Origin of the sequence: Desemzia sp. FAM 23988 (assembly GCF_045528365.1) — a bacterium.
Taxonomy (GTDB): Bacteria; Bacillota; Bacilli; order Lactobacillales; family Carnobacteriaceae; genus Desemzia.
In genome coordinates this window covers 13,799-37,221 of the sequence record NZ_JBGQQS010000023.1, presented here as the reverse complement: position 1 = coordinate 37,221, position 23,423 = coordinate 13,799, and the positions used below count along the sequence as shown (strand labels likewise).

25 protein-coding genes and 1 riboswitch are annotated in these 23,423 nt (G+C 39.3%); of the genes, 5 read left to right on the top strand and 20 right to left on the bottom strand.

Features of this window, described 5'->3' with window-relative positions:
- Window positions 1–53: 53 nt before the first annotated feature.
- Window positions 54–158: riboswitch (NiCo riboswitch) on the bottom strand.
- A 230-nt stretch (window positions 159–388) separates the two neighbouring features.
- Window positions 389–1,390, top strand: a complete 1,002-nt coding sequence (locus ACEN4L_RS11175) for a nucleoid-associated protein (protein ID WP_407097378.1) — start codon at window positions 389–391, stop codon at window positions 1,388–1,390.
- 67 nt (window positions 1,391–1,457) lie between these two features.
- On the opposite strand, the gene nth is transcribed toward ACEN4L_RS11175, so the two are convergent.
- Complete coding sequence (gene nth, locus ACEN4L_RS11170) at window positions 1,458–2,093, bottom strand: endonuclease III (protein WP_407097377.1); 636 nt, start codon at window positions 2,091–2,093, stop codon at window positions 1,458–1,460.
- A 238-nt stretch (window positions 2,094–2,331) separates the two neighbouring features.
- Here nth and msrA point away from each other — a divergent pair, with 238 nt between their 5' ends.
- Entirely contained in the window at window positions 2,332–3,174 is an 843-nt protein-coding gene (gene msrA, locus ACEN4L_RS11165; protein WP_407097376.1) for a peptide-methionine (S)-S-oxide reductase MsrA, read from the top strand.
- Window positions 3,175–3,296: 122 nt separating this feature from the next.
- On the opposite strand, the gene ACEN4L_RS11160 is transcribed toward msrA, so the two are convergent.
- The 8 genes from ACEN4L_RS11160 to ACEN4L_RS11125 all read right to left on the bottom strand — a co-directional run bounded on the left by ACEN4L_RS11160 (window position 3,297) and on the right by ACEN4L_RS11125 (window position 9,804).
- A complete protein-coding gene (locus ACEN4L_RS11160; RefSeq protein ID WP_407097375.1) occupies window positions 3,297–3,947 on the bottom strand; it encodes an SDR family oxidoreductase in 651 nt (216 codons plus the stop codon).
- Between the two features lie 110 nt (window positions 3,948–4,057).
- Window positions 4,058–4,936, bottom strand: a complete 879-nt coding sequence (locus tag ACEN4L_RS11155; protein ID WP_407097374.1) for an aldo/keto reductase — start codon at window positions 4,934–4,936, stop codon at window positions 4,058–4,060.
- 25 nt (window positions 4,937–4,961) lie between these two features.
- Window positions 4,962–5,681: a dihydrofolate reductase family protein gene (locus ACEN4L_RS11150; protein WP_407097373.1), complete on the bottom strand. Its 720-nt coding sequence runs from the start codon at window positions 5,679–5,681 to the stop codon at window positions 4,962–4,964.
- Window positions 5,682–5,708: 27 nt separating this feature from the next.
- Window positions 5,709–6,272, bottom strand: coding sequence for a DapH/DapD/GlmU-related protein (locus tag ACEN4L_RS11145; protein WP_407097372.1), 564 nt, complete (start codon window positions 6,270–6,272; stop codon window positions 5,709–5,711).
- A gap of 333 nt (window positions 6,273–6,605) precedes the next feature.
- A complete protein-coding gene (locus ACEN4L_RS11140; RefSeq protein ID WP_407097371.1) occupies window positions 6,606–7,022 on the bottom strand; it encodes a cupin domain-containing protein in 417 nt (138 codons plus the stop codon).
- A gap of 122 nt (window positions 7,023–7,144) precedes the next feature.
- Window positions 7,145–8,125 (bottom strand): aldo/keto reductase, encoded by a 981-nt coding sequence (locus ACEN4L_RS11135; RefSeq protein WP_407097370.1) that lies wholly within the window; start codon window positions 8,123–8,125, stop codon window positions 7,145–7,147.
- A 145-nt stretch (window positions 8,126–8,270) separates the two neighbouring features.
- On the bottom strand, window positions 8,271–8,969 hold the full coding sequence (locus ACEN4L_RS11130; protein WP_407097369.1) for a YczE/YyaS/YitT family protein: 699 nt from the start codon (window positions 8,967–8,969) through the stop codon (window positions 8,271–8,273).
- A gap of 94 nt (window positions 8,970–9,063) precedes the next feature.
- The gene (locus ACEN4L_RS11125) at window positions 9,064–9,804 is read right to left on the bottom strand and encodes an SDR family oxidoreductase (protein ID WP_407097368.1); all 741 of its coding nucleotides are present in this window, start codon (window positions 9,802–9,804) and stop codon (window positions 9,064–9,066) included.
- A gap of 218 nt (window positions 9,805–10,022) precedes the next feature.
- On the opposite strand from ACEN4L_RS11125, the gene ACEN4L_RS11120 reads away from it, so the two are divergent.
- On the top strand, window positions 10,023–10,892 hold the full coding sequence (locus ACEN4L_RS11120; RefSeq protein ID WP_407097367.1) for a MurR/RpiR family transcriptional regulator: 870 nt from the start codon (window positions 10,023–10,025) through the stop codon (window positions 10,890–10,892).
- Between the two features lie 287 nt (window positions 10,893–11,179).
- Here ACEN4L_RS11120 and ACEN4L_RS11115 read toward each other — a convergent pair whose 3' ends face one another.
- From ACEN4L_RS11115 to ACEN4L_RS11085, 7 genes are all read right to left on the bottom strand, one after another.
- Window positions 11,180–13,087 carry a heavy metal translocating P-type ATPase gene (locus ACEN4L_RS11115; RefSeq protein ID WP_407097366.1) on the bottom strand — a complete coding sequence of 636 codons (1,908 nt, stop codon included), beginning with the start codon at window positions 13,085–13,087 and terminating at the stop codon, window positions 11,180–11,182.
- Window positions 13,088–13,245: 158 nt separating this feature from the next.
- Window positions 13,246–13,539 carry an iron-sulfur cluster repair di-iron protein, ric gene (locus tag ACEN4L_RS11110; protein ID WP_407097365.1) on the bottom strand — a complete coding sequence of 98 codons (294 nt, stop codon included), beginning with the start codon at window positions 13,537–13,539 and terminating at the stop codon, window positions 13,246–13,248.
- Window positions 13,540–13,571: 32 nt separating this feature from the next.
- On the bottom strand, window positions 13,572–13,805 hold the full coding sequence (locus ACEN4L_RS11105; protein WP_407097364.1) for a heavy-metal-associated domain-containing protein: 234 nt from the start codon (window positions 13,803–13,805) through the stop codon (window positions 13,572–13,574).
- Window positions 13,806–13,987: 182 nt separating this feature from the next.
- Window positions 13,988–14,605: a CadD family cadmium resistance transporter gene (locus tag ACEN4L_RS11100; protein WP_407097363.1), complete on the bottom strand. Its 618-nt coding sequence runs from the start codon at window positions 14,603–14,605 to the stop codon at window positions 13,988–13,990.
- 16 nt (window positions 14,606–14,621) lie between these two features.
- On the bottom strand, window positions 14,622–14,987 hold the full coding sequence (locus tag ACEN4L_RS11095; RefSeq protein ID WP_407097362.1) for an ArsR/SmtB family transcription factor: 366 nt from the start codon (window positions 14,985–14,987) through the stop codon (window positions 14,622–14,624).
- 175 nt (window positions 14,988–15,162) lie between these two features.
- Window positions 15,163–15,945 (bottom strand): YibE/F family protein, encoded by a 783-nt coding sequence (locus tag ACEN4L_RS11090; RefSeq protein WP_407097361.1) that lies wholly within the window; start codon window positions 15,943–15,945, stop codon window positions 15,163–15,165.
- Entirely contained in the window at window positions 15,942–17,057 is a 1,116-nt protein-coding gene (locus ACEN4L_RS11085) for a YibE/F family protein (protein WP_407097360.1), read from the bottom strand. Before ACEN4L_RS11085 ends, ACEN4L_RS11090 begins: the two co-directional genes overlap by 4 nt.
- A 175-nt stretch (window positions 17,058–17,232) precedes the next feature.
- Here ACEN4L_RS11085 and ACEN4L_RS11080 point away from each other — a divergent pair, with 175 nt between their 5' ends.
- Entirely contained in the window at window positions 17,233–18,384 is a 1,152-nt protein-coding gene (locus ACEN4L_RS11080; protein WP_407097359.1) for an ArgE/DapE family deacylase, read from the top strand.
- 87 nt (window positions 18,385–18,471) lie between these two features.
- On the opposite strand, the gene ACEN4L_RS11075 is transcribed toward ACEN4L_RS11080, so the two are convergent.
- Complete coding sequence (locus ACEN4L_RS11075) at window positions 18,472–18,894, bottom strand: DUF1801 domain-containing protein (protein WP_407097358.1); 423 nt, start codon at window positions 18,892–18,894, stop codon at window positions 18,472–18,474.
- Between the two features lie 204 nt (window positions 18,895–19,098).
- Here ACEN4L_RS11075 and ACEN4L_RS11070 point away from each other — a divergent pair, with 204 nt between their 5' ends.
- A complete protein-coding gene (locus ACEN4L_RS11070; RefSeq protein ID WP_407097357.1) occupies window positions 19,099–19,641 on the top strand; it encodes a hypothetical protein in 543 nt (180 codons plus the stop codon).
- Between the two features lie 128 nt (window positions 19,642–19,769).
- Here the strand turns inward: ACEN4L_RS11070 and gap are convergent, their stop codons facing one another.
- The 3 genes from gap to ACEN4L_RS11055 form a co-directional block, all read right to left on the bottom strand.
- Window positions 19,770–20,783, bottom strand: a complete 1,014-nt coding sequence (gene gap, locus ACEN4L_RS11065; RefSeq protein WP_407097356.1) for a type I glyceraldehyde-3-phosphate dehydrogenase — start codon at window positions 20,781–20,783, stop codon at window positions 19,770–19,772.
- 779 nt (window positions 20,784–21,562) lie between these two features.
- Window positions 21,563–22,534 (bottom strand): metal ABC transporter solute-binding protein, Zn/Mn family, encoded by a 972-nt coding sequence (locus ACEN4L_RS11060; RefSeq protein ID WP_407097355.1) that lies wholly within the window; start codon window positions 22,532–22,534, stop codon window positions 21,563–21,565.
- A gap of 27 nt (window positions 22,535–22,561) precedes the next feature.
- Window positions 22,562–23,422: a metal ABC transporter permease gene (locus tag ACEN4L_RS11055; RefSeq protein WP_407097354.1), complete on the bottom strand. Its 861-nt coding sequence runs from the start codon at window positions 23,420–23,422 to the stop codon at window positions 22,562–22,564.
- Window position 23,423: the final 1 nt, after the last annotated feature.

The following is a 23,423-nucleotide window of genomic DNA, read 5'->3' as shown; positions in this document are numbered from 1 at the left end:
TTCCCTCCTTAATAAAAAGTAAAAATAAAAAAGGCACACCTATAGGACAGTAGTACTGTCCCACAGGTGTGCCTTTTTTGGCACTACTCTGCTATCACACATGTGTGATCCGGCCGCATGAACCTCTAAGAGTTCACCGCCTGTTCAGATTTAATTGGCTCTCATTCTTACATTAACGATAAGACAGAAGAGCAAGTTAAATTAGATTTATATACATTTATAATACCATTTACTAATTGAAGTATCAACGGTTACTCCACTGTGTAAAATAGTCTTTTTTTATAAACAAGCTGCGGGAAAACTTTTACCCCATTTCCTGAGAAATCTCTTTTGCGACTTTCAAATTTGTGAGATACTACTAAGCGTGACTGATAATGGAGGGAACAACATGATTTATATAAAAGAAGCTATTTTACATATTTTTGATGTGAACAGCAACGAGCCTATCTTTTCATTTGCTGGCTTGGATATTTCGGAAAAATTCACCATGGACTACATCCATGCCATGATTGAAAAGGTAGAAGATTCAGACAACATGAAAAAAGGGGTTTTAACAGAAAACAACCCTTTGATCCCCGCTTTTTCTACTCTTCAAGATAACTTTGTGGAGACTACAAAAGCATTAGCGGAAAAGTTCTTTTCCATCACAAAACTTAATCCAGAGATACCGCCAGCTGATTTATTGTGCGTTTATTTCACTTTGGATGAAGTACCTTGTTTAGGGCTTTTCAAATTAAATTATTCGGACAGTGTAACTCACTATGTGTCTTATGAAACAGAACAACTCACCAACCAGTTGATGATCAACCGCTCAATCTTGCCGAGTGCTCGCCAAGCTATCCAAGAAGGTTTGGTCTTAAATTTGAACAACATGGAATACCATGTGATTGAGAAAAAACATTTGATCGATGAATTAGGGGAAAAAGTCTTTTACTTCACCGAGATGTTTTTAGAAGATAAACCTCAACCGAGCCTGAAAGAAAATATCTCGATCATCAAAAAAGCCGTTCAAAAAACCAGCAAAGCTTTTAATGAGGAAGAGTTCCAAGTACTCGCCGAAACGAAAGATGCGCTTGTCTATAGTATGACCGAAGAAAACGTCATTGATAACCAAGTGATTGCCGAGGCCCTTTACGGAGATAATCACGCTAAAAAAGAAAAATTCTTTGAAGAAGTAACGGAAATGGGATACGTTGACCGTGCTCCAGCTGAAGTTGCTGTAGCTGGTCCTAAGTATTCCAAACAAAAATTCCGGTTAGATAATGGGATTGAAATCAGTATCCCGATAGACTTGTATAAAGATCCTGAAGTCGTCGAATTTATCAATAATCCAGACGGCACCACATCCGTGATGATTAAGAATATTGAAAAAATCAAAAATCTATTCTAAGAAATCTTCCTTTGTATGAGCTTTTCACTGCTTAGTACAAAGGAAGATTTCTTTATTTCGGCAACGATTATTTATCGATTTCTTCTAAGTTTTCATATAACTGTGGATACTCATGGCACTTCATATTTCTAGGTGTACATATTTCTCTTCCGAATGAGATCATGGATTGGTGGGCTCTTCCCCAGTATTTTGCTGGGATAATTTCTGTCACGCGTTCTTCGATTTGTTTGGGTGTCGCGTTTTCTTCTACTATTTCGTGATGTTTACAGACTCTCGCGACATGTGTATCGACTGCAAAAGCATCTTGGTTAAAGGCAACGTTCAATAAAATATTGGCTGATTTAGGTCCGATCCCCGTTAGTGTTTGCAGTTCTTCACGAGTGTTTGGAACTACTCCATCAAATTTTTCAAGTAATTGGCAGCTGCTTTTATAAATATACTTTGCTTTATTCCGGTAGAGCCCGACTGTTCTTATGTACGATTCAATTTCTTCAGGCGAAGACTCGATAACCGCTTGAGGATTTGGATAACGCTCGAATAACTGGTCTTTTACTTTAGCGACTGATTCATCTGTTGCCTGAGCACTTAATATGACGACCATCAACAATTGAAAGGGATTTTGATAACGCATTGTTGGGATAGCATCGGGATAGAGTTTCATTATTTCATAGATAACGTGTTGAGCAGCTTCTTTTGTCAGCATAGGCGTTCCTTTCTCTGATTCTTTTTTTTTAAATATACCATATTTTCAACAACACTAAAATCAAGTTTATTAGTGTCCCTCTTTTCTATGAAGCCAGAAACATAAGGATAGTTTTGCTTTGAAATCAAGGTTATCAAATTCCACACTTTCTAAGATTCAATGGTTCTTTAACACCGCCAGCTACGGTATAATAGAAAAAACCAGCTTCTCAAAAATACACCTAAGGAGGGGCCTTGAGATGAGACAGAATCGCGAAGAAATGCTCAATGATTTGTATAACCTGATCCTCGATCCTGCTACTAGGGAATGGGAGCGATCGTTACTCTTGTCAGCTAAAAACGCCTTAGAAGATGGTGCGCATTTTGATATCCAGCTTTCAAAGCTTGAAGCCGATCTGCGTCCACTGGCTTTGAGAAATAATCTGACTCCTGATGTGACAGATTTTTATAATAAAATTACGAATACTGGTACTGCTGACACTCCATTTGACCTTGCAAAACACTCCATTGATGACCCAGTTTACCAAGATTCTGCCTTATTTGCAGGCGGCTGTTTTTGGTGCATGGTAGAACCTTTTGAAAACCGTAATGGTATTATTTCCGTTTTATCTGGATATACGGGCGGACATATAGACCACCCTACTTATGACCAAGTGAGCGGTCAATATACAGGTCACGTAGAGGCAGTGGAGATTATTTTTGATACGAGGATCATACAATACGCTGATCTAGTGCAACTTTATTGGCAATTGACAGATCCAACAGATGCATCCGGTCAATTTCAAGACCGAGGCAGTCAATATCGGCCAGTCATTTTTGTAAAAAACGAACAACAACGCCAGATCGCTGAAGCCTCCAAGCAGCGATTAGCCGATTCTGGCAAATACAATAAGCCGATTGTTACATCAATTGAATCTGCCACTGTCTTTTGGCCGGCAGAAAACTACCATCAGCAATTTTATAAAAAGAATCCTAAACGGTATAAAAGAATCGAGCGGTCTCGCCGACAATTTTTGGCATTTCAACGTTTACAAGGTAGACTTCGGACTAAAAACAGAAAATCCAAAAGAGAAACTGAATAAGTTGAAGGATATTTTAGAGGATGCAATTTCCGTCTGTTTCTTCACTATGTTTTCAACATAAAGATACCCCAAGAAGTAGACTGAAACTGACTACTCTTTGGGGTACTTTATTTTTAAAATGACTACAACTTACTGACCGCTTCTTCAACAGCTGTATTACCAGCCAAGACTTCAAATTCTTTGTTGATTGTGTTGTCATTGCGGAGTACAGAAATCAATGTTCGAGCTACATCTTGACGAGGAATCTCGTTGATGTCTTGCCCCATGCCCACTTTGATTTGATCGGTACCAGCCGTATCCACTAGCATACCTGGATGAACGATCGTCCAGTCTAGTTGAGTACGGTTTTTTAACCATTCATCAGCATAGTTTTTGGCGATCGTATAGATTTGCAGATCATTTTCTTTTGCCATTTCCTCACGACCTGTACGGAAAGTGCTGACCATAACAAAACGCTTGACGCCTGCTTGTTCTGCAGCGGTCATGGCTTTAACAGCTCCGTCTAAGTCGATCAACACGGTTTTGTCGAGACCGCTTCCTCCTGCACCTGCACTGAAAACAACCGCATCGACATCTTTCATCGCTTCAGCTAACTCATCTATTGAGTTTTTGACCAAATCTAAGAGAACGGTTTGGATACCTCGTTCTTCGAAAAATCCAGCTTGTTCAGCCTTACGTATCATGGCGATTTCTTCAATAGAGCTATCCTCTTTTGCAAAATCGGCAAAGTGATGAGCTACTTTTCCATTGGCACCTATAACGAATACTTTCATTTGAAATCTCCTCTCACTATTTAATGAACTAATTTCAGCATAGCATGTGTCAGCTAAATTTTCCATTAATTGGAAACGCATGGTTTTTTCCTACGTAGAAACTATTATGATTACTTGTTTTTGTATTGCGAACTAAAGACCGGCATGATTTGATCGTCGCCATAAGTTTCGATAAGAGGCAATTCATTCAACGTTTTCATGTCTTCCTCAGAAATCGTAAAATCGACCGCCGCATTATCTTTCATATGCATATGGTCTTTGCTGATAGATTTAGGCAAAGCAACAGTATCTAATTGAATAACATAGCGGATGCTTAATTGAGCAGGTGAGACCTCATATTTTTCAGCCATCTTTTTAACAACAGGATGGTCAAGGATCGCACCATGAGCAATTGGCGAGTAAGCTTCAACAACAATATTTTGGCTTTGACTGTACTCGATCACATCGCTAGGAACATTTGTGATATGAGCAAGGATTTGATTTACCATTGGTTTGACTTTGCCGTTATGGATCAGGTTTTCCAAATCAACTTGTTCAAAGTTGGAAACACCTATTGCCCGCAATTTTCCAGCTTCATAAGCTTCTTCCAAAGCACGCCATGCTTCTAGATTGCCTTCGAAGTAATGGTTTCCGTCACGGAAGTTAGCCCAAGGTTGCGGACTATGGATAATCATTAAATCAATATAATCCATATTCAAGCGTTCCAGAGATTCATCGATGGCTTTGACAGCTTCACCGTAGTTTTTGATATCGCCTTCGAGTTTTGTGGTGACAAAGATCTTTTTACGGTCGACACCAGACTCTTTGATGCCTCGACCTACACCTTTTTCATTTCGATAAGATTCAGCCGTATCGATATGACGATAACCCAGATCAAGGGCATCTTTGACAACTTGAACCACTCTTTCATCATCAATCATCCAAGTTCCTAAACCCAATTTAGGAATCTCAACTCCATTTGATAATGTATACATTTCATTTAATACCATTTGTTTGCCTTCTTTCTATACTTACTTATTTTTTGACAGAATAGCGGATCCATACTGTTCCGTGTTCCAATGTTTCAACAGATTCCAATTGGAAGGCTGTCTCTTTGATTTCGGTATAAGGTTCTTTAGCGACGAAGAACCGATGTCCGCTCGGATCTCCATTTGCGATAGGTGACAAGATGACGCTGACTTCATCGACTAGGCCATTCTGTACAAATGACCAATTGAGTGTTCCGCCCCCACCGACCATCATTCGTTCGATACCGAATAAATTGTAAAACTTGTCCAGCATGACTTCATAGTCGATCTGGTCTTTTCCGGCAATGATATACGATATTCTTTTCTTTCTAAGGAAATCTTTATATGCGTTTGATGCTTTTTCTGTTAAGACTTCTACAACAGGAGAATCGATACCGCCATAAGCGGAAAAATTTTCTTCAAAAGCCAGTTCTCCTCGTGCATCAATGGACAAATAATACATCGGCGCATCTGGATCTGCTACATAATCCCCTTCAGGAACAGGTGCTGCATTCTCATTCAACTTTGGTGTTTTATAATGCGTCATATTGTCTTCCGTTGTTGTTTTACCGTTCAAATAGCCTTGGATGCCGAATCGCTGTTTTTCAGGAGTGATAGAAATTTCCTGATATTGACGGCTAGCTTCTTTAAATTCGGGCAAGTCCATAATGTCTAGATTGCCATCGATAGAGGTGTGGGTATGGATAATCACATAAGGTTTATTCATCTTTTCATTCTCCTCTTATTTATCGTTTTAATCAATTTCTTTAATGATTCTCGCAGGTGTGCCTGCAACGATCACATTATCTGGTACATCTTTCGTAACGGTAGCATCTGCTGCAACGATAGCATTTTTACCGACAGTTACACCAGCCAAAATCGTTGCATTTGCACCGATCCAAGCATTCTCTTTGATGCGAATCGAATCTACTATTATCCCTCTTCTTTTTACTGGGTCAACTAGATGGTTCACTGTTAGCAAACGAGCGCCAGGACCGATCAATACATGATCTTCAAGGTAAATACCGCCTAAGTCAACGAAAGTAACATTTTGATTGAGAAAAATATCTTTCCCAAATGAAATATGTTTCCCGAAATCTGTGTAAAAAGGCAGAGAAACCGTAACCGAAGAATCGATCGATTCACCTGTGATTTCTTCAAGCGATGCGATCACGTCTTCTGGAGCATGGTAACCTGTATTCAATTCCATCACTAATCTTTCATTACCTGCCTTTTGCTCATGTATTTCTTCAAAAAGCGGGGAATCTTTTACAATTTCTTTTTTAATGATTCGATTTAATAAATCTTTCATCATCATTAGCCACCTATCCAATTATTTCTTGTTATTTCCATCATACTAGGCTAAACCTAACTTGGCTAATACCTATACTTCATACTTAGCTATTCTTTTTAACTATAACTAAAGAAGTTTTTTGGGGGTTTCCCGTAGATTGAATTTTTTTGACAGAATGACAAGATAAATAATCTTTATCTACCTTATGGAGAACATTCTTGTGCTCACAAGTCAGGTATAGGAGATAAACCTGACTTACCGTAATGATTTTATGACCCACAAGTAAAGTAATAGACTTCCGTTTATTAAACTGGAACAACGCTGGGATAATAACAAGGTTGTCAAAAAGTAGTCCCCTTATTTCACTTCTAATTTTGAATAAATTTCATCCGAAACAGGTTCTAACCATTCTGGCGTACCAGCTGTTATGGCAATATGTTCAAACCAGCTATCTTTTGACGCACCGTGCCAATGTTTTACACCATCATGAGTAACAATCACATCACCGACTTTTAAGTATTGTGCTGGTTTTCCTTCTTCTTGGTACCAACCTTCGCCGCCAGTGATCAGCAGCAACTGGAAACCATCATGATGAATATGCCAATTGTTACGACATCCAGGCTCAAACGTTACACTCCCAACGCCGACGTTAACTTCTGGATCAGAAATCAAATTATTCAAGTAGCTTTGTCCTATAAAGTATTGTGCAAATGCCTCGTTTTTTTCTCCGATTGGAAAAACAACTCCATTTTTTACTTCTTCATGTTTTGCCATTTTACATTCCCCTATCTTATTTGTATTCGACCCACTAATTTTCAATACCTATGTCTGCCTTATAAACTTATAGAGCTCACCGATTACTCAACACTGAGAAACGATAAGCTCCTTTTTTATTCTTAAATAGCACCCGTAACTTTATGCGGCAAATAAGGTTCTTCTAAATAAGCGATTTGCTCTTGTGTCAAAACAATGTCAGTCGCTGGTATGGCATCAAGTAAGTGGCTTTCTTTTGTTGCGCCAATGATCGGTGCAACAACTTGGTCTTTTTGAAGCAGCCATGCTAATGCAATCTGTGCTCTCTTCGCTCCATGAGTTTCTGCTACTTCGGCCACACGTTCTACGATCATTTTATCTTGTTCTTCTGTTTGGTCATATTTGGACTTCGCTGTCGTATCGGTGATAAATCGTTTTGTCTCTGCGCTCCAATCTCTTGTCAGCCTGCCAGCAGCCAATGGACTGTATGGAGTAACTGCGATTTTTTGGTCCTCGCATAAAGGAAGCATCTCTCTTTCTTCCTCACGATACAACAGGTTCAAATGATTTTGCATAGAAACAAACTTGGTCCAGCCATTTTTTTCTGCCACTGCTTGAGCTTTAGCAAATTGCCAAGCATACATAGCTGAAGCACCAATGTATCTTGCTTTCCCTGACTTCACTATATCATGCAGCGCTTCCATTGTTTCTTCAATTGGCGTATTGTAATCCCAACGATGAGTAATATATAAATCTACATAATCCATATCAAGACGCTCTAAACTTTGATCGATTTGATGAAAAAGAGCTTTTCTGGACAGCCCGCCGCTGTTAGGAGCTTGTTTCATTTTCATATAAGCTTTTGTAGCGACGACAATTTCATCACGATTGGCATACTCATTAAGAGCTTTTCCAAGAATTTTCTCGCTTGCACCATAAGAATAAATATTGGCTGTATCAAAAAAGTTGATCCCTAGATCCAAAGCCTTTTTAATGACTGGTTTACTTTCGTCTTCTTTCAAGACCCATTCATGAAAACCACTATTCGGATCCCCAAAACCCATGGCACCTAAACAAATTGGCGAAACATCCATACCTGTATTCCCAAATTTCACATATTCCACTCTAATTCCTCCTAAACTGAATTTTGATCGTTTCAAGTCTTACTTTAGCTCTTGGAGTTCACTCCAAGTCAAGGAAAAAGAACTCTAAATTCAAAGAGTTCTTTTTCTTTCTATTCTATTAGAGGGAATATAGCCTCCAAATAATTTAATCCATCGCTTTATATTGTTCTACAGATTTTATCTCAACTTTTCCAACTGACTCTTCTTCTAAAAGATTCAGTCGTTTAAAAAGAGGCCGCAATTTGGCCATGAAGAATCCCATCAAGGGTGCAAATAGCAGCATACCTATGATCGTACCTTCTCTTAAAGTTAGAGGAAGTGAGAAACCAAAAGTAAGAATCAGTACGACCGTGACACTGATGAAATCCATTCCTTGTCTGATTTTTGGAAAATCAAATCTGGTAGCTTGCGAGATAGCCATACAGAAACCTTCTAAAGCAAATGTCACCACATTGAGCACCATCACTGCGCTCACAAGCAGCGCCATGAGGACAAGTGCCCCTAACAGTAAGAAAAGGTTGACCATGTAGCTGTCGATCGTAATCGGCCCCAACACATCATACAAGAAGAAATTGATAAGGGTCCCTAAAAAAACGTTCAAAGGCAACTGCAACAACTGAATCCATTTGAAATTCTTTTTTAAGATGAGGATCTGCCCTAAAACGCAGAGACTATTGAACACCATTCCAATGGTCCCGATTTTTATGCCAGACAGATAAGATACTGACTGAGCCATAGCATCCCAAGCTCCAACGCCGATGGCTGCTTTTAGGGAAATAGACACTCCCATACCAACCATAACCATTAAGACGGTTAAAAGAGTCACCCTTTTTAGTTGTTTCATGCACATCCTCCATTCTATCTGAATAACCAGAGTCAAAATAAAAGCAGTCGAATTCTACATTACAATCAATAAAAGCCCTCTTTATCAGAGTAGTCTATTCAAATCCTTTTTTAGTAGGGAGAAGAACGATTTCACTAACTGTCACCGTTTCCGGTGTTCCGATGGCATAAATCACTGCGTCCGCAACATCGCTGGATTTCAACCCGATTTTGTGTTGAAGATCCTCTGTCCATTTGCGGCGTTCCGGATCATTAATTGTATTATGGAGTTCCGTATCCACAGTCCCTGGAGAAATGACCGTACTACGAATATTGTTTTCTCGCTCTTCTTGGCGCAAGCCTTCCATAATAGCAATGACCGCCGTTTTTGTCCCGCAGTAAACTGCTCCGCCGGGGAATACCATATGTCCAGCTTCAGAAGAAGTGGTGATGATGTGACCAGATTGCTGTTGCTTCATGATTGGAAGGACAGCAGCTATCCCGTTCAATACTCCCATCACATTGATATCGATTGTTTGCTGCCATTCTTCGTATCGTTTTTCTGCTAACGGAGCTTGAGGCATGACTCCTGCATTGTTGAAAAGGACATCTACTCGTCCGTATTTTTCAAGCGCTAAATCTACTACTGCCTGAGCTTGGTCTTTATCAATGACATCTGCGACCGCATAAGAAATATCTGCGTTCGGTAAGGATTCAACTAGCGTTTTCAAACGGTCTTCTCTACGAGCTGCAACAACTAGCTTAGCTCCCATTTCTGCAAGCTTTTGTGCTGTAGCTTCTCCAATACCGCTTGAGGCTCCCATAATAATGACGACTTTGTCTTGAATAGCAAACATTATTTATGACTTCCTTTCTTTTTTCACTTAAAAAAGCGCCTTCATTCTAATTCATATGGCACTTCAATTTCACAGCTCTTTACTGTCATTATATAGGAGGTTCCCTTATTAACAAGACAATCAAGTAAACATCAAATGTCGTTTACAATTTATTTACAAAATCAAACTTTTTTTGTAAACGCTATTTACGTGAGCTATACTAAAAAAGGGTGATAAAAATGCTGTTAACAGAAAGAATGAAAGAAAAGATTTTCTCTCCTTCAGAAGAAGCCATTATTGACTATATGTTTGATCAACGGGGAGATATTCGAGATAAAACTACAAAGCAAATAGCTGCAGAAACCTATACCAATCCTTCAACATTGATACGTGTTGCCAAAAAACTGGGGTATCAAGGATGGGTGGAGCTGAGAAACGTCTTTAGTGAAGAAGTCAGCTATTTGAATAGTCCCTTTAAAGATATAGAGGCTAATTATCCTTTTGAAGAGGATGATTCGGTTCTTACCATCGCAAATAAAATAGCCGCACTAAAACAAACGACCATCAGCGACACTTTGTCTTTGCTCAATAAAGATGAGTTGCAAAGAGCCGCAGAATTTTTGAATCAAGCAAAAGAGATCAAAATATTTGCGATAAACAATAACTTATTTCTTTGTCATGACTTCAAATCACAGATGACCCGTATCGGAAAAACAGTCCATCTTTGTACTGTAGATCAAGGGTATGAGGCAGTCAATTGTGATCCAAATACTTGTATCATCCTCATCTCTTACACGGGAGAAACTAAAGAGATCGTCCATTTGCTGCCGATTTTAGAAAGCAGAAAAACGCCGATCATTGTGTTGACCAGCATTGGTGATAATACATTAACGAAGCAGGCTGATTGCGTCCTTCGTATGACCACGCGTGAAAAGCTGTATTCCAAAATAGGAAGTTTTAGTTCGAACAGTTCGATCTCTTTCCTTTTGGATACTCTTTATGGCTGTGTATTCTCCAAGGATTACCGCAATAACTTAGACCATAAAATCAACATCTCAAAATACTATGATCAACGTCAGAGTTTCAATAAAGTCATTGATGAAGAGTAAATCTTTAACCAGCAATAGGAGCAAGTCAGCAAAAAAAAAAGTATTCTGCTAATTTGGAAGCTGTTCTCACTTTTTTGCGTTACCTATTGCATTGATTATTTGGATAAAGGGAACGCAAAACTAAGTTACGTTCCCTTTAAAGGCAGATGATCTCAAAAAAGGAACGCAAATCGGATTTGCGTTCCTTTTTTGGCTTGAATTTTGACTAAAGGGCACGCAAATTGACTTTCGATCGTTTAGAAGCAGCGTAACCAAATTGCAGGATGCTTTCTTTTTAGATAGACCTTCTAGGTCACAGATATATTTGATGTTGATGTAGTTGTTGCTTTCTCGCGATTTTGTTTGCCGTTCAATTTGTAACTCAACAACCTCATTCCGTTAAAAATAACGACTAAGATACTGCCTTCATGCACCAACATTCCGATAGACATATTCATCCATTCGCTGAAGAAAACACTGGCCAGTAAGACTAAGACCACACCAACTGCGATAAGGATATTTTGTTTCATATTCCGTGCAGTGGCTTTTGTCAATCCTAAGGCATGAGGCAAGCGGCTGAAATCAGAGTTCATCAAGACAACATCCGACGTTTCAATCGCCACATCTGTCCCGCTCCCCATTGCAATTCCGATATTCGCCAAAGCTAATGAAGGACTGTCGTTAACACCGTCTCCAACAAAAGCGACGATTTGCCCCTGTTGTTGTAAGTGTGCGATATGCGCTGATTTGTCTTCGGGCAGCATATGACCATGCGCCTCTGTTAATCCCAATTCACGCGCCACCACATCCACCGTCCCTTGGTTGTCCCCCGAAAGAACAACTAAGTTTTTCACACCTAACTTTTTCAATGCTTGCAACTCTTTTTTGACTCCCACACGGATCTGGTCGCGAATGCCCATCAGGATCTTCAATTCGCCATCGACCGCTGTCAGAACAAGCGAATTCCCGTTTTGTTCAAATCGCCTTACATCTGCTTGCGCTTTATTATTGAGCATCACGTTTTCTTTTTCCATTAATGCTACATTACCCACAGCTACCCGCTGGCCATCCACATTGGCTACGATACCGCCGCCTTTGACAACTTCTGTCCCTTCTACTGTCGAAAACGTCGTTTCTCCTATTTCTTGCAAGACGGCTTTTGCGAGCGGATGATCGGATTCGCGTTCTACGCTGGCCAAATACTCAAGTGCTTCATTCGAATTGTCACCATAAATCTCTATCTCCGCTACAGTTGGGTTCCCTCTTGTCAGCGTACCTGTTTTATCAAATACGATCGTATCCACTCGGCTGAAGTCATGGATCACTTCACTACCTTTAAGAAGAACACCATTGCGAGCTCCATTTCCAATTCCAGCAACATTTGAGACAGGTACTCCGATAACCAAAGCACCTGGACAGCCCAGAACCAAAATAGTGATAGCCAGTTCGATGTTTCGGCTGAACAGCCACACTACAAATGAGAGGACCAAAACAGCCGGCGTGTAGTATTTGGAAAAGCGGTCAATGAACCGTTCTGCTTCCGACTTGGAATCTTGCGCTTCTTCCACGAGTTCAATGATTTTCCCAAACGTCGTATCTTCTCCCACTCGGTCAGCTCGGATTTGAATGGTCCCATTTTCTAAAATCGTTCCGGCATACACTTCAGCGTCCGTAGTTTTGTTTACCGGTACAGGTTCGCCTGTGATACTGGCTTCATTAATATGCCCTGCTCCCGACAAGACTGTACCGTCTACCGGAATTTTTGCACCGGTCTTGACGAGCAAGACGTCGCCTTCATCTACATCGTCCACATCTACTTCTTCAAATCCTCCATCTTCCATTTGGCGCAAAGCACTTTCTGGTGCCATTTCAGTCAGTTCTTTGATCGCCGAACGTGTTTGGTTCAATGTGCGTTGTTCCAAAAAATGTCCGAATAAAAATAAAAACGTCACGATAGCGGATTCTTCATAGTTTTGGATCCAAAATGCTCCAATAACAGCGATGGTGACCAAGACATCGATGCTGACGACTTTTACTTTTAGGGCTTGGTACGCTTGAACGGCAATAGGAGCAACTCCCAAAATAGAAGCGATGATCAAAGCTCCTTCAGAAAGCCCCACATTTTCTAAAACAAAATGGCTGAAGAATCCAAATACGATCAACACTCCGCTGATCAATGTAAGATGGTTTTTCTTACTTAATAGATGCTGCTGCATGATTTTTTCCTCCTGTTTTTTATTGTTGAGTATAGTATAAGATGATTTCTCAATATAATAATTGACTGCCATCAAGTTTGAGACATTAGTTTTCTATTTGAACAAAAAAACTCCAGAAAGAAAAGTCTCTATTTTCTTTCTGGAGTTTATATGATGAATCACGCTTGATAAGCTTGGTCTGTTTCCAAAAGCATGTTATACACTGCTGCATACGTTTCACAGACATCGCCGGGAATGGCATAATTATCTGTGATCTCACGCAATTGTGTAAATTCTGCATCCAAATCTGGTTTAGCAGAACCAGCTGCATGTGTTTTTTCATTGATTGCACTGAATAAATCCCGCACCTCAAACGCTTCGGGGTGGTTCTTGCCATGTGCACGAGTGATCGCTGCAGTGAACAGGTCTAATTTTTCAAAATTTTTGTTTGCTGCTTCATTGAATGTTGTCATGATGATACTCCTTCTTTCTTGATTGGATTCTTTTAAGCTGATTTCACTTTTGTTTTAAGAACTGGATAGCCCAAGTCTACGATCGCTTTCTCGATTTGTTCGATGGAAACAGTCTGTTCATCAAATTCCGTTTTCACTTTGCTGGAGTTGAACAATACTTTGACGCTTTCTTTATCGATCCCGTTCAATCCTTTTACAGCGTTCTCGATTTTTTGCATACAGCTTGGACAAGACAACGTTTCTAATGTAAGGACGGCTTTTGTCATGATGTATATCTCCTTTATTGTTTTTTGTAGTAGAGGTTTTCACTCCCTCTTCTTCTTTACAACTGTAGTATAGCCGATTTGTGAAGAAGGAAAATTGACGCTGGTCAAGTTTTGAAATCTGATCTCTAAAAAAGAAACGACCACCCAGAATATGCCTGGAAAGGCCGTTTCAAATTTTAACATTAAGCTAAAAAACTTAGTAGAGCTTGAATAGTTCCATTCTCTACCATAATGAATATCCCTAATCCAATAAACACAACAGGCACAATGATCCGTTCATATTTTTCAAGCGTTTCAGAGACAAAAAAAATTTTTGCTAATCGATAACTGATATAACAAAGAAGCGCAATCGAAATAGCAAATACAACTAGAGCTATTCCAATTTCTAGAACCGACAGAGCGGTAAAGTAAGGAATGTAAATACCTAGATTATCGCCGCCCGATGCAATCGTTATTAAGGCAACAGTCCAGAACAAGCGACTTGTTCCTCGAGACTCTAGCTTTTCAACTACTTCCTCCTCTTCTTCTTCCTCTTCACCCACTAAGGCAACTCGAATCCCTAAATAAATTGGAATCAGACCAAGAAGCCCAATCATCCAATCTTGAGGAATAAAATTCAGTACATATGCAGCAAACAAACTCACTGCTACCAAGATTCCTGTTCCAAGATATTGTCCCCAATAAATATGACGGATTCCCTTTTTGGTATGACTTTGCGAAAAAATAATCAACAAAATAAATAAATAATCAATACTAGTAGAAATATAAACAGCTATGGCTGTAAAAACACTTTGTAACAAACTTGCTTCCTCCAAACTAAGATTTCATAATTTTATTTTCTGGTACATTGAAAAAAGCACGAATGATCGAATGTACTTCTTCATTCGCTATAGAATAATAAACCATCTTTCCATCTTGTCGCGATATTGCCATTCCATGCTTTTTTAAAAATCGTAAGTGATGTGACGTTGTAGCTATACTTGCATTTAATACAGCTGCCAAATCACAGACACACATTTCCTTGTACGTTTCTAAAGCATAAAAAATTTTGATCCTAGATGTATCTCCAAAGCATCTCCCTAACGCAAGTAAACTTGAAAAGTCTTTTTCGTCCAATATGCTTTTTACATTTTCTACTTTTTCTTTATGTACGATATTCGTTTTACAAACCTCTATACCCATTATCCTCACCTCTCATTCAAATATCTATTTGAATGAATTATATCTTTTGGATTATCCTTTTGTCAATCGCCTCAACGTACCTGGTTTTCTTCTATCAGTCCTGAAAGACGTAACAAAAAAAGATCGTGCTGAAAATCTGTACGATCTTTTTTGTCCATCAAGTATTTCTCTATTGTTATTCCGCTTTACTGTAGCGGAGCTTGTCTTTGTATTTGACCATACTGTATGCTGAAAGCCATGCTGTGATTGGGATGATCAAAATAGCACCCGTCCCTGTATAAAAAATCGAAATCACTTCAGAAACGAATACTTTCGAATTTAAGACTTCCGCTAAAGAATAGCCTAAATCTTTGAACCAAATAATCAGCGCCAGATAACCGCCGATAAAAGCAAAGAACAAAGTGTTTGTCGTCGTCCCCAGGATATCTTTTCCAACCGTCATCCCGGATTTGAATAACTGGTACCGATCTAAAGTCGGATTGTGAAGGTAGATTTCGCTCATCGCAGAAGAAATCGAGATAGCTGTATCTGTTATTGCTCCGATCGTTCCCATGATGATCGTACAGATGATGATGTCGCCAAAATCAATCCCGACATAAAATGAAAATGACAGCAACTCTTCAATTTCTTCTATCCCAAATCCTTGAATTTTAGACTTCTCTACCAATATAAAAACAGCGAAGATCAACAAAATCAACGTAAGAATCGTTGAAACAAATGCCGTAAGAGATTTGAAATTAAATTGATTGATGTAAAACAAATTGATGCAGCTGATCAATACACATGCAATAATCGTCAAAAGGATCGGATTGATTGTTTGGTCTGTCATAAGGATAATAGTGATCAGCATGATCCCGAAGTTGAAAAACAAGGCCAGAAAAGAGCGCGTTCCTTTTTCACCGCCAATCACTTTCATGAGGAAAAATAAAATCAGCGCCAACCAAATCAATGCATTCATTTGACCACCCTCCCCTTACGAATGAAGTAAATCGCTGTATAGATGCTAATGGGAATCGTTAAGACGATCCCGATGCTTCCTACTAGCGCCCTCGTCAACTCTAATGACAAATTCATCGATAGCGTGTAATTCACTGCCATGCCGTTTTTCAAATACAGCAAGATCATCGGGATACTGCCGCTCACATAGGCAAAGAACAGCACATTGGCCATCGTCCCCATAATATCTTTGCCGATTTCTTTGCCAGATGCTTTCAAGTCTTTCAAGGCGATTGCCTGATTTTTCTCCGTCAGCTCATACAGCGAAGAAGTGATCGTGATAGCAATGTCCATTGAGGCTCCTAGAGAACCGACTAAAAGGCTGGCTAAAAATACCGACTGCGGATTTCTGGTGATAAAAGCCATCTCTTCGTACCGCAGTCCTTCTCCAGCTGTCAATTTAATGACCGCATAAGCAATCAGCAACGACGAGAATGTCCCTGCCACAGTGGCTAAAATAGCCGCATGGGTCTTTTTGTTGTTTCCGCTCACCAACAACAATGAAAAGACTGTAAAGAAAAGCACCAGTCCGCTGCAGATCCAGAATAAATTTACGTCTTCTCCCTCAGTGTAGTAATTCATCGCCATCATCAATACCAAAACATTGACGACTAAACTGATTAATGAATACAAACCACTCTTTTTCCCGACCCATAGGACCGTCACAATAAATAGCCAGGCAGCAACTACGATAAACGTATCTCGTTTAGCTCCTTCGATATTTCCTGTCAAATGCGTTCCCTCATCGTTTTGAATACTCACGAAGATTTTATCTCCCATTTGATATTCGTGGTCCGCCGCACCGGATGCGGAGTATTGGTTTTCCATTAGAATACGTTGCCCTTTATGGTCGCCGTTTTTGATTTCTCCGATCACCGTTTGATCAAATACTTGATCTGTATTGCTCAGGGAATCTACCATTTCTTCTTCATCCGTCACCGTAGTTTCTATCACTTCTGCTATCGGCTTGTCGTATAAGTAAAAGTTGTTTTGTACAAATAAGATGGATAACACCATACTGAGTAAAATTAATACATAGGTTATTAACGTTTTATTTTTCCATTTGATATTCATCAGAATACCTCCAATTGAATGAGTATCTCAGTGTAGCCTATCACTTTTCGTTCTTCAGAGACAACCTTTTTTTTAGCATTTTAGCCCCTTATTTGAAGGTTTCATCTGCTTCATGTAAGATTGATGTAGAGAGTACGGCAAGTTTTAGGATAAAAACAAGAAGTAGCTAATTAGGATGAGTGTTTTTACAGAGCAGCAAAAATTAACTATTTTAGAAGATCTTGTAGCTATTAATAGCGTCAACGAAAACGAGATCGAAGTAGCGGAATACCTAAAGAAATTGTTCGCAGAGTACGGTATCGACTCCACGATCGTTCCTGTTACAGAAACCAGGGTCAATTTGGTAGCGGAAATTGGGTCAGGATCGCCGGTATTTGGGATCTCAGGACATATGGATGTCGTCTCACCAGGGGATGTCTCCAACTGGTCGACAGATCCATTTGTGCTGACAGAAAAAGAGGGCAAGCTTTATGGACGCGGGGCTAACGACATGAAATCAGGACTGGCTGCTTTAGCCATCGCTATGATTGAATTGAAAGAAAGCAACACCTTAACGAAAGGTTCTGTCCGCTTCATGGCAACGACTGGTGAAGAAGTCGGCGGAGTTGGCTCGAAGAAATTATATGAAGAAGGCTACATGGACGATGTCGATGCTTTGATCGTCGCAGAACCCTCTCAAGATGTAATCGTTTATTCGCATAAAGGTTCCTTGAACTTCAAAGTCACTTCGAAAGGACAAGAAGCGCACAGTGCTATGCCGCATTTAGGTTACAACGCGATCGATCCACTAGCTGAATTCATTACTCGAGTGAACGCAGAAGTACGCGACCCGAGCCGCTCAAATGAAACGCTGGGCGAATTGATTATGAACTGCACGATCGTACAAGGCGGGCAGCAAGTCAACTCGATTCCTGAGGTTGCTGCTGCAGAATTCAACGTGCGGACGATTCCTGAATACGATACGGAAGAAGTCATTGCCAAATTCAATGAGATTGCTGAAGAAATCAACAAGCAAAAAGATGCTAAGATTCATGTAGAAGTCACAATGGCTCTGCCGAGTGTGTTCACAGATGGAAAATCTGAACTGGTAGAAATCGCTCAAGATTTAGGCGAGAAGTATTTCGGTGAAAAACCTGGAACGATTGGTTCTCCAGGAGTAACTGACGGATCCAACTTCCTGCGCTCTAAAGGCGACGAGTTCCCGTTCATGATGTTTGGACCCGGCTTAACTAAAATGGCTCACAAAATTGATGAGTACGTGCACAAAGATGTTTACTTGAAATTCATTGATTTGTATAAAGAGATGATTTTAGCGTTTAACAAATAAAACATTTTATTATAGAAATATTTGAGATAACTAAAACCCGACCGCAGAATTCTGTGGTCGGGTTTGTGCTGTTAGGTAAAAACTTTTTTATTCGTTCGGATAAAGATTTTGGTAAGTTTCTACTGATTGTTTAATTAACTCTTTTAAAACATCAATGTCGATATCCGCCAACTTATTCACGTAGATACATGCCTTGCTTTTCGTATGTTTACCGAAGTTTTCCAGCAGCTTTTCTCTTTCTTCACTTTCGTACGCCAAATAAAGAGTGTGTTTCGCTTTTCTTGGCGAGAATCCGGCTAAAGGTGCGTCCCCTTCATGTCCTGAAGCATACTTATAGTGATAGCTGCCAAAACCGATGATACTCGGACCCCACATTTTCGCTTTAAAGCCTGTTACCTCTTCAAAAATGTCCAACAACTGATGAGCATCAGCTTTTTTCTTTTCACTCTCTACACTTTCGATAAAGTCGATCACGCTATTATCATTTTCTTTCATTTTCGGTTCAGCCATACAGTCACGCTCCTCTTCTTCGAATAGATGTTAGTTCCATTATGGCACTTTAAAAGTACAAGTACAATTCTCTGAAAAAGAGCTTCCATAGCTACAGTAACAAATAGAAATATTTTTTAAAAACATCATTTATTTAATCAGCTATTATGGTACACTTAGCTCAATTAAATTGTATCGTAACTGTTATATTTGAGGAGATGTAGGATGAAAAGAAAAATAAGTCTTAAATGGATTTTCTTGCTTTTAGTTTCAGCTTTAATTGTTTTACTATCAGTTTACTTACTACATCTAAGGTCTGTAAAATACGAAGGCAAACCTTTAACTATCGGTGTTGTAGGAGAACCTCCAAAAACCAATGAAAAACAAGTAAGTTTTGAGGAAATTTCTTTTGATGATGTCCTAAATAATGATTTTGATTCTTACAATGCGGTTTTTATTATGCCTGAAAACTTAGCGCAAGCCAGTGAACATCAATATGCAAAAATTTACTCAGATTCTCCTATTCCATTCTTTTTCATAGGTGCTAACAGCCATATTCCATTTACAGAAGCAGAGTTAGATTTTGACGATGATTCATGGGAAACATGGGAATGGACCCCTGGAACGAGTTATGCCAGTGGATTCTATTTTGACACTGCCACTAGATCAACAACAGCTTGGGAATTTTATTTATACGATGACGAAAAAACAGATGAAAATATAGAAGCAGTTTATACAGAGATATTCAAATCCATTACAGAAATTTGATAGCAAGAGTTTGAACTACTTACTAAAAAATATTAAAAACTCGACGCTTATCAAACAGCCTCGAGTTTTTGCATCATTTAACACGCACAAAAGCGGGAAGCTGATGCTCCCCGCTAGATCAAACCTATTTATTTAATATTTGCAAAGTGTTCTAACGTTCCGACCATGTTGGCTACAAAACCGTACTCGTTGTCATACCAAGCAACTGTTTTGACCAATTGGCCGCTTTCGCCATCCATAACTTTCGTTTGAGTTGCGTCAAAGATAGAACCAGCTGGCACTCCGATAACGTCTGAAGATACGATGTCATCTTCATTGTATAAGAATGCATCCGTTGCAGCTTCTTTCATTGCCCCATTGACTTCATCTACGGTTACTTTTGTATTCAATACGGAATACAATTCTGTCATTGAACCTGTAACTGTTGGGATACGGACAGCTGTACCGTCGATCTTACCTTCCAGTTCAGGGATAACTTTTCCTACCGCTTTAGCAGCACCTGTTGAAGCTGGAATCGCATTTTGCGCTCCGGCACGATTTTTACGCCCGCCTGGTGAATCTTGAAGCGCTTGTGTTGCTGTATAGGCATGAATCGTTGACATCAATGCACTATTGATACCGTATTTTTTGTTCAACACATTTGCCATCGGTGCCAAGCAGTTCGTTGTACAAGAAGCTGCAGAAACGATTTGATCATCTGCATCCAACGAATCATGGTTAACTCCGTAAACAATGGTTTTCGTGTTGTCTACTTCTGCTCCGGCAGCTTTAACTGGCGCAGAGATCAATACACGTTTGGCTCCTGCATCCAAGTGAGCTTGAGATTTTTTCGCTGAAGTGTAGAAACCAGTACATTCTAGAACGATGTCGATACCTAAGTCGCCCCAAGGCAATTGGCTCGCATCTTTTTCTTCGTATGCTTTGATTTCTTTTCCATCCACAATAATCGCGTCGTTCCCTACTTCTACATTATAAGGGAAGCGTCCTTGAGCAGTATCGTATTTTAGCAAATAAACTAAGTCGTCATTATCCGTCAAGTCATTGATCGCAACTACCTCTAATTCTGTGTCCATTTCCAACATCCGGCGCAACGCCAAACGTCCGATACGTCCAAATCCATTAATCGCTACTTTTATTGACATGAATATTTCCTCCTTCTTTATTTGAATCTACTTTTATGGTAACTCTTCTGTAGATTAATTTCCAATTGTACGCATTGGTTATAGATTATTAAAGATCACAGGATTTATTATGAAGGCTTTCACGCCATACTTCTGAAATAGAAAAATACAGCTGAAATGATTCTTTATGTTTAGACACAAAAATGATTCTAAAACATTTGACGTTGGTAAATAAAAACGATGTTTCTTCGTTAATCGTTTCTTGGAGCAGGACATTACTGAGCCTAAGACAGCCAGCAGCATTATTGTTTTAGTTTATTCATCAAGTGAGGCTTCATTTCAAGTTCACTTGATGAATAAGTACAGTTTACTAGTCAAGTGAGAACTTAATTGAACGCCACTTAATAAATAAATCCATTTTATTCTTCAAGTCAGGAATTTTTCACTCCTCACTTGAAGAATAACCTTCATTTACTCCTCAAAAGAAAGCCTCTCATCACATTGAATAGAGCATTTCTCTAGAGGAAGGCGTTGAATGGTATAACCATATTCGAACATAAGCAAAGATGGCTGGTTTAAGTCCGGTCTCGCGGCTTTCCATGAACATACCCAAGACCGGAATAAATTGCTTTACCAACGTTAGAAAATAAAGAGACACAAAAATACACTCCAAAAATTTGATTTTCCCTCAACCATTTGGAGTGTATATTATTGTTTTTCTACTTTAAAACTTAGTAAAGCACGACATCTAACATATTGAAAGAAGAATTTTCCAACTTAATATCTTATTTGAATCAAGTCTATTCACTCAATGGTTGAGCTTCACCAGTTGTTTGGCTTAAGCCTTCATGAATTTTTTCAATGTTCCATTTCATCATATTGTAATAAGAATCGCCTGGCTCTCCCTCTTTAGCAATAGAGTCCGTGTAGATTTTAGTATAGATGGGAAGATCTGTTTCTTTTGAGACACGTTCCATACTTCGTGAATCCACACTTGTTTCAACAAACAGCACAGGTACTTCAGAGACTTCGATGCTATCAATAATAGTTGTCATTTGGTCAGGCGTACCTTGGCTTTCAGTATTGATTTCCCAAATATATCCTGCCTCTAGACCATATGCTTTGGCAAAATATTTAAACGCCCCTTCACTCGTCACCAGTAATTTCTTCTCTTCGGGAATATCATTGAAAGCAGATTGTGCTTGCGTATCCAGTTCGGTCAATTGTTCAACATAGGCATCAGCATTCGCCGTATAAGCGGCTTCGTTCGCAGGATCTTTACTAATAAATATTCGTTCGATTTCACGGACATATTGAATCCCATTTTGTAAGTTTAACCAAGCATGCGGGTCAGCTTGACTGTTTTGACCTTCACTGGTTAAATACAAAGGCTCAACCTCTTTGCTGACTGCAAAATAGTCTTCATCTTCAACTTTGTTCGTTGTTTCCATTAAATCATCAAACCAACCGTTCCCCGTTTCTAGATTCAAGGCGTTGTATAGAATGATATCCGCTTCTTCGGATTTTTGAATGTCTTCTGGTAATACTTCATGTTCATGTGGATCGGTACCAATGGGAACAATACTATGCATGTTGATCAGTTCTCCACCGACTTGTTCTGCCATATCTGCAATAATAGAATTCGTTGCGACCACATTCAACACTGCTTCATTCCCAGTACTGCTTTCTTCAGAGATACTTTCTTGATTTCCACAGGCTGCGAGAATGAGTAAACCAAGTCCGACACTTACTAATTTACACCACTTTTTCATTATCTTTTCCTACTTTCTATTCATCATTTAGACTAATTCTTCACTATTTTTTTCCAATTTTCTACGAATCAATAAACCTTTTTGCGGAGCGAATAAAAATGCCATCACAAAGAATACGGCAGCAGTCAGCACGATGGTTGCTCCAGAAGCCAGATTATAAGAATAACTGAAGAAAAGACCGATAAACGAGCTAAACATACCAAAGAATGCGGATAAGCACATCATGATTTTCAAATTATTCGTTAATAGATAGGCAGTGGCTGCTGGTGTAATCAGCATAGAAATCACTAAAATCGTACCAACAGTCTGCAAGGAAACGACTGCCACTAATGTGAGCAAAAACATTAAAGCATAATGGAAAAATTTAACCGGTAAACCAGCAGCTTTTGCCATCACAGGATCAAACGAAGTCAGTTTTAATTCTTTGAAAAATAATAAGATAAAGATGAGCGAGACAATGGTCACAACAGCTGTTAACATCATGTCTGAGTCACGAACTGCCAGCACGTTACCAAATAAAATATGGTATAAGTCAGTAGCACTTTGCGCAAATGAAATCAAAATCACACCTAAAGCAAAGAAACTGCTAAAAACAATCCCGATCGCAGTATCATTTTTCAACGTACTTTTCTCAGTAATGAAGCCTATAAGAACCGCCGTTAAAACACCGAAGAAAGAAGCTCCAATAACATAACTAAAGCCAAACATATAGGAGATGGCTACTCCAGGCAGAACCGCATGGGAAATGGCATCACCCATTAAGGACATTCCACGTAAAATGATAAACGAACCAATAATCCCCGCCACAAAACCAACTAATAAAGATGTAATCAAGGCATTTTGTAAAAATTGATAATTCGTTAAACCGTCAATAAAATTTGCAATCATT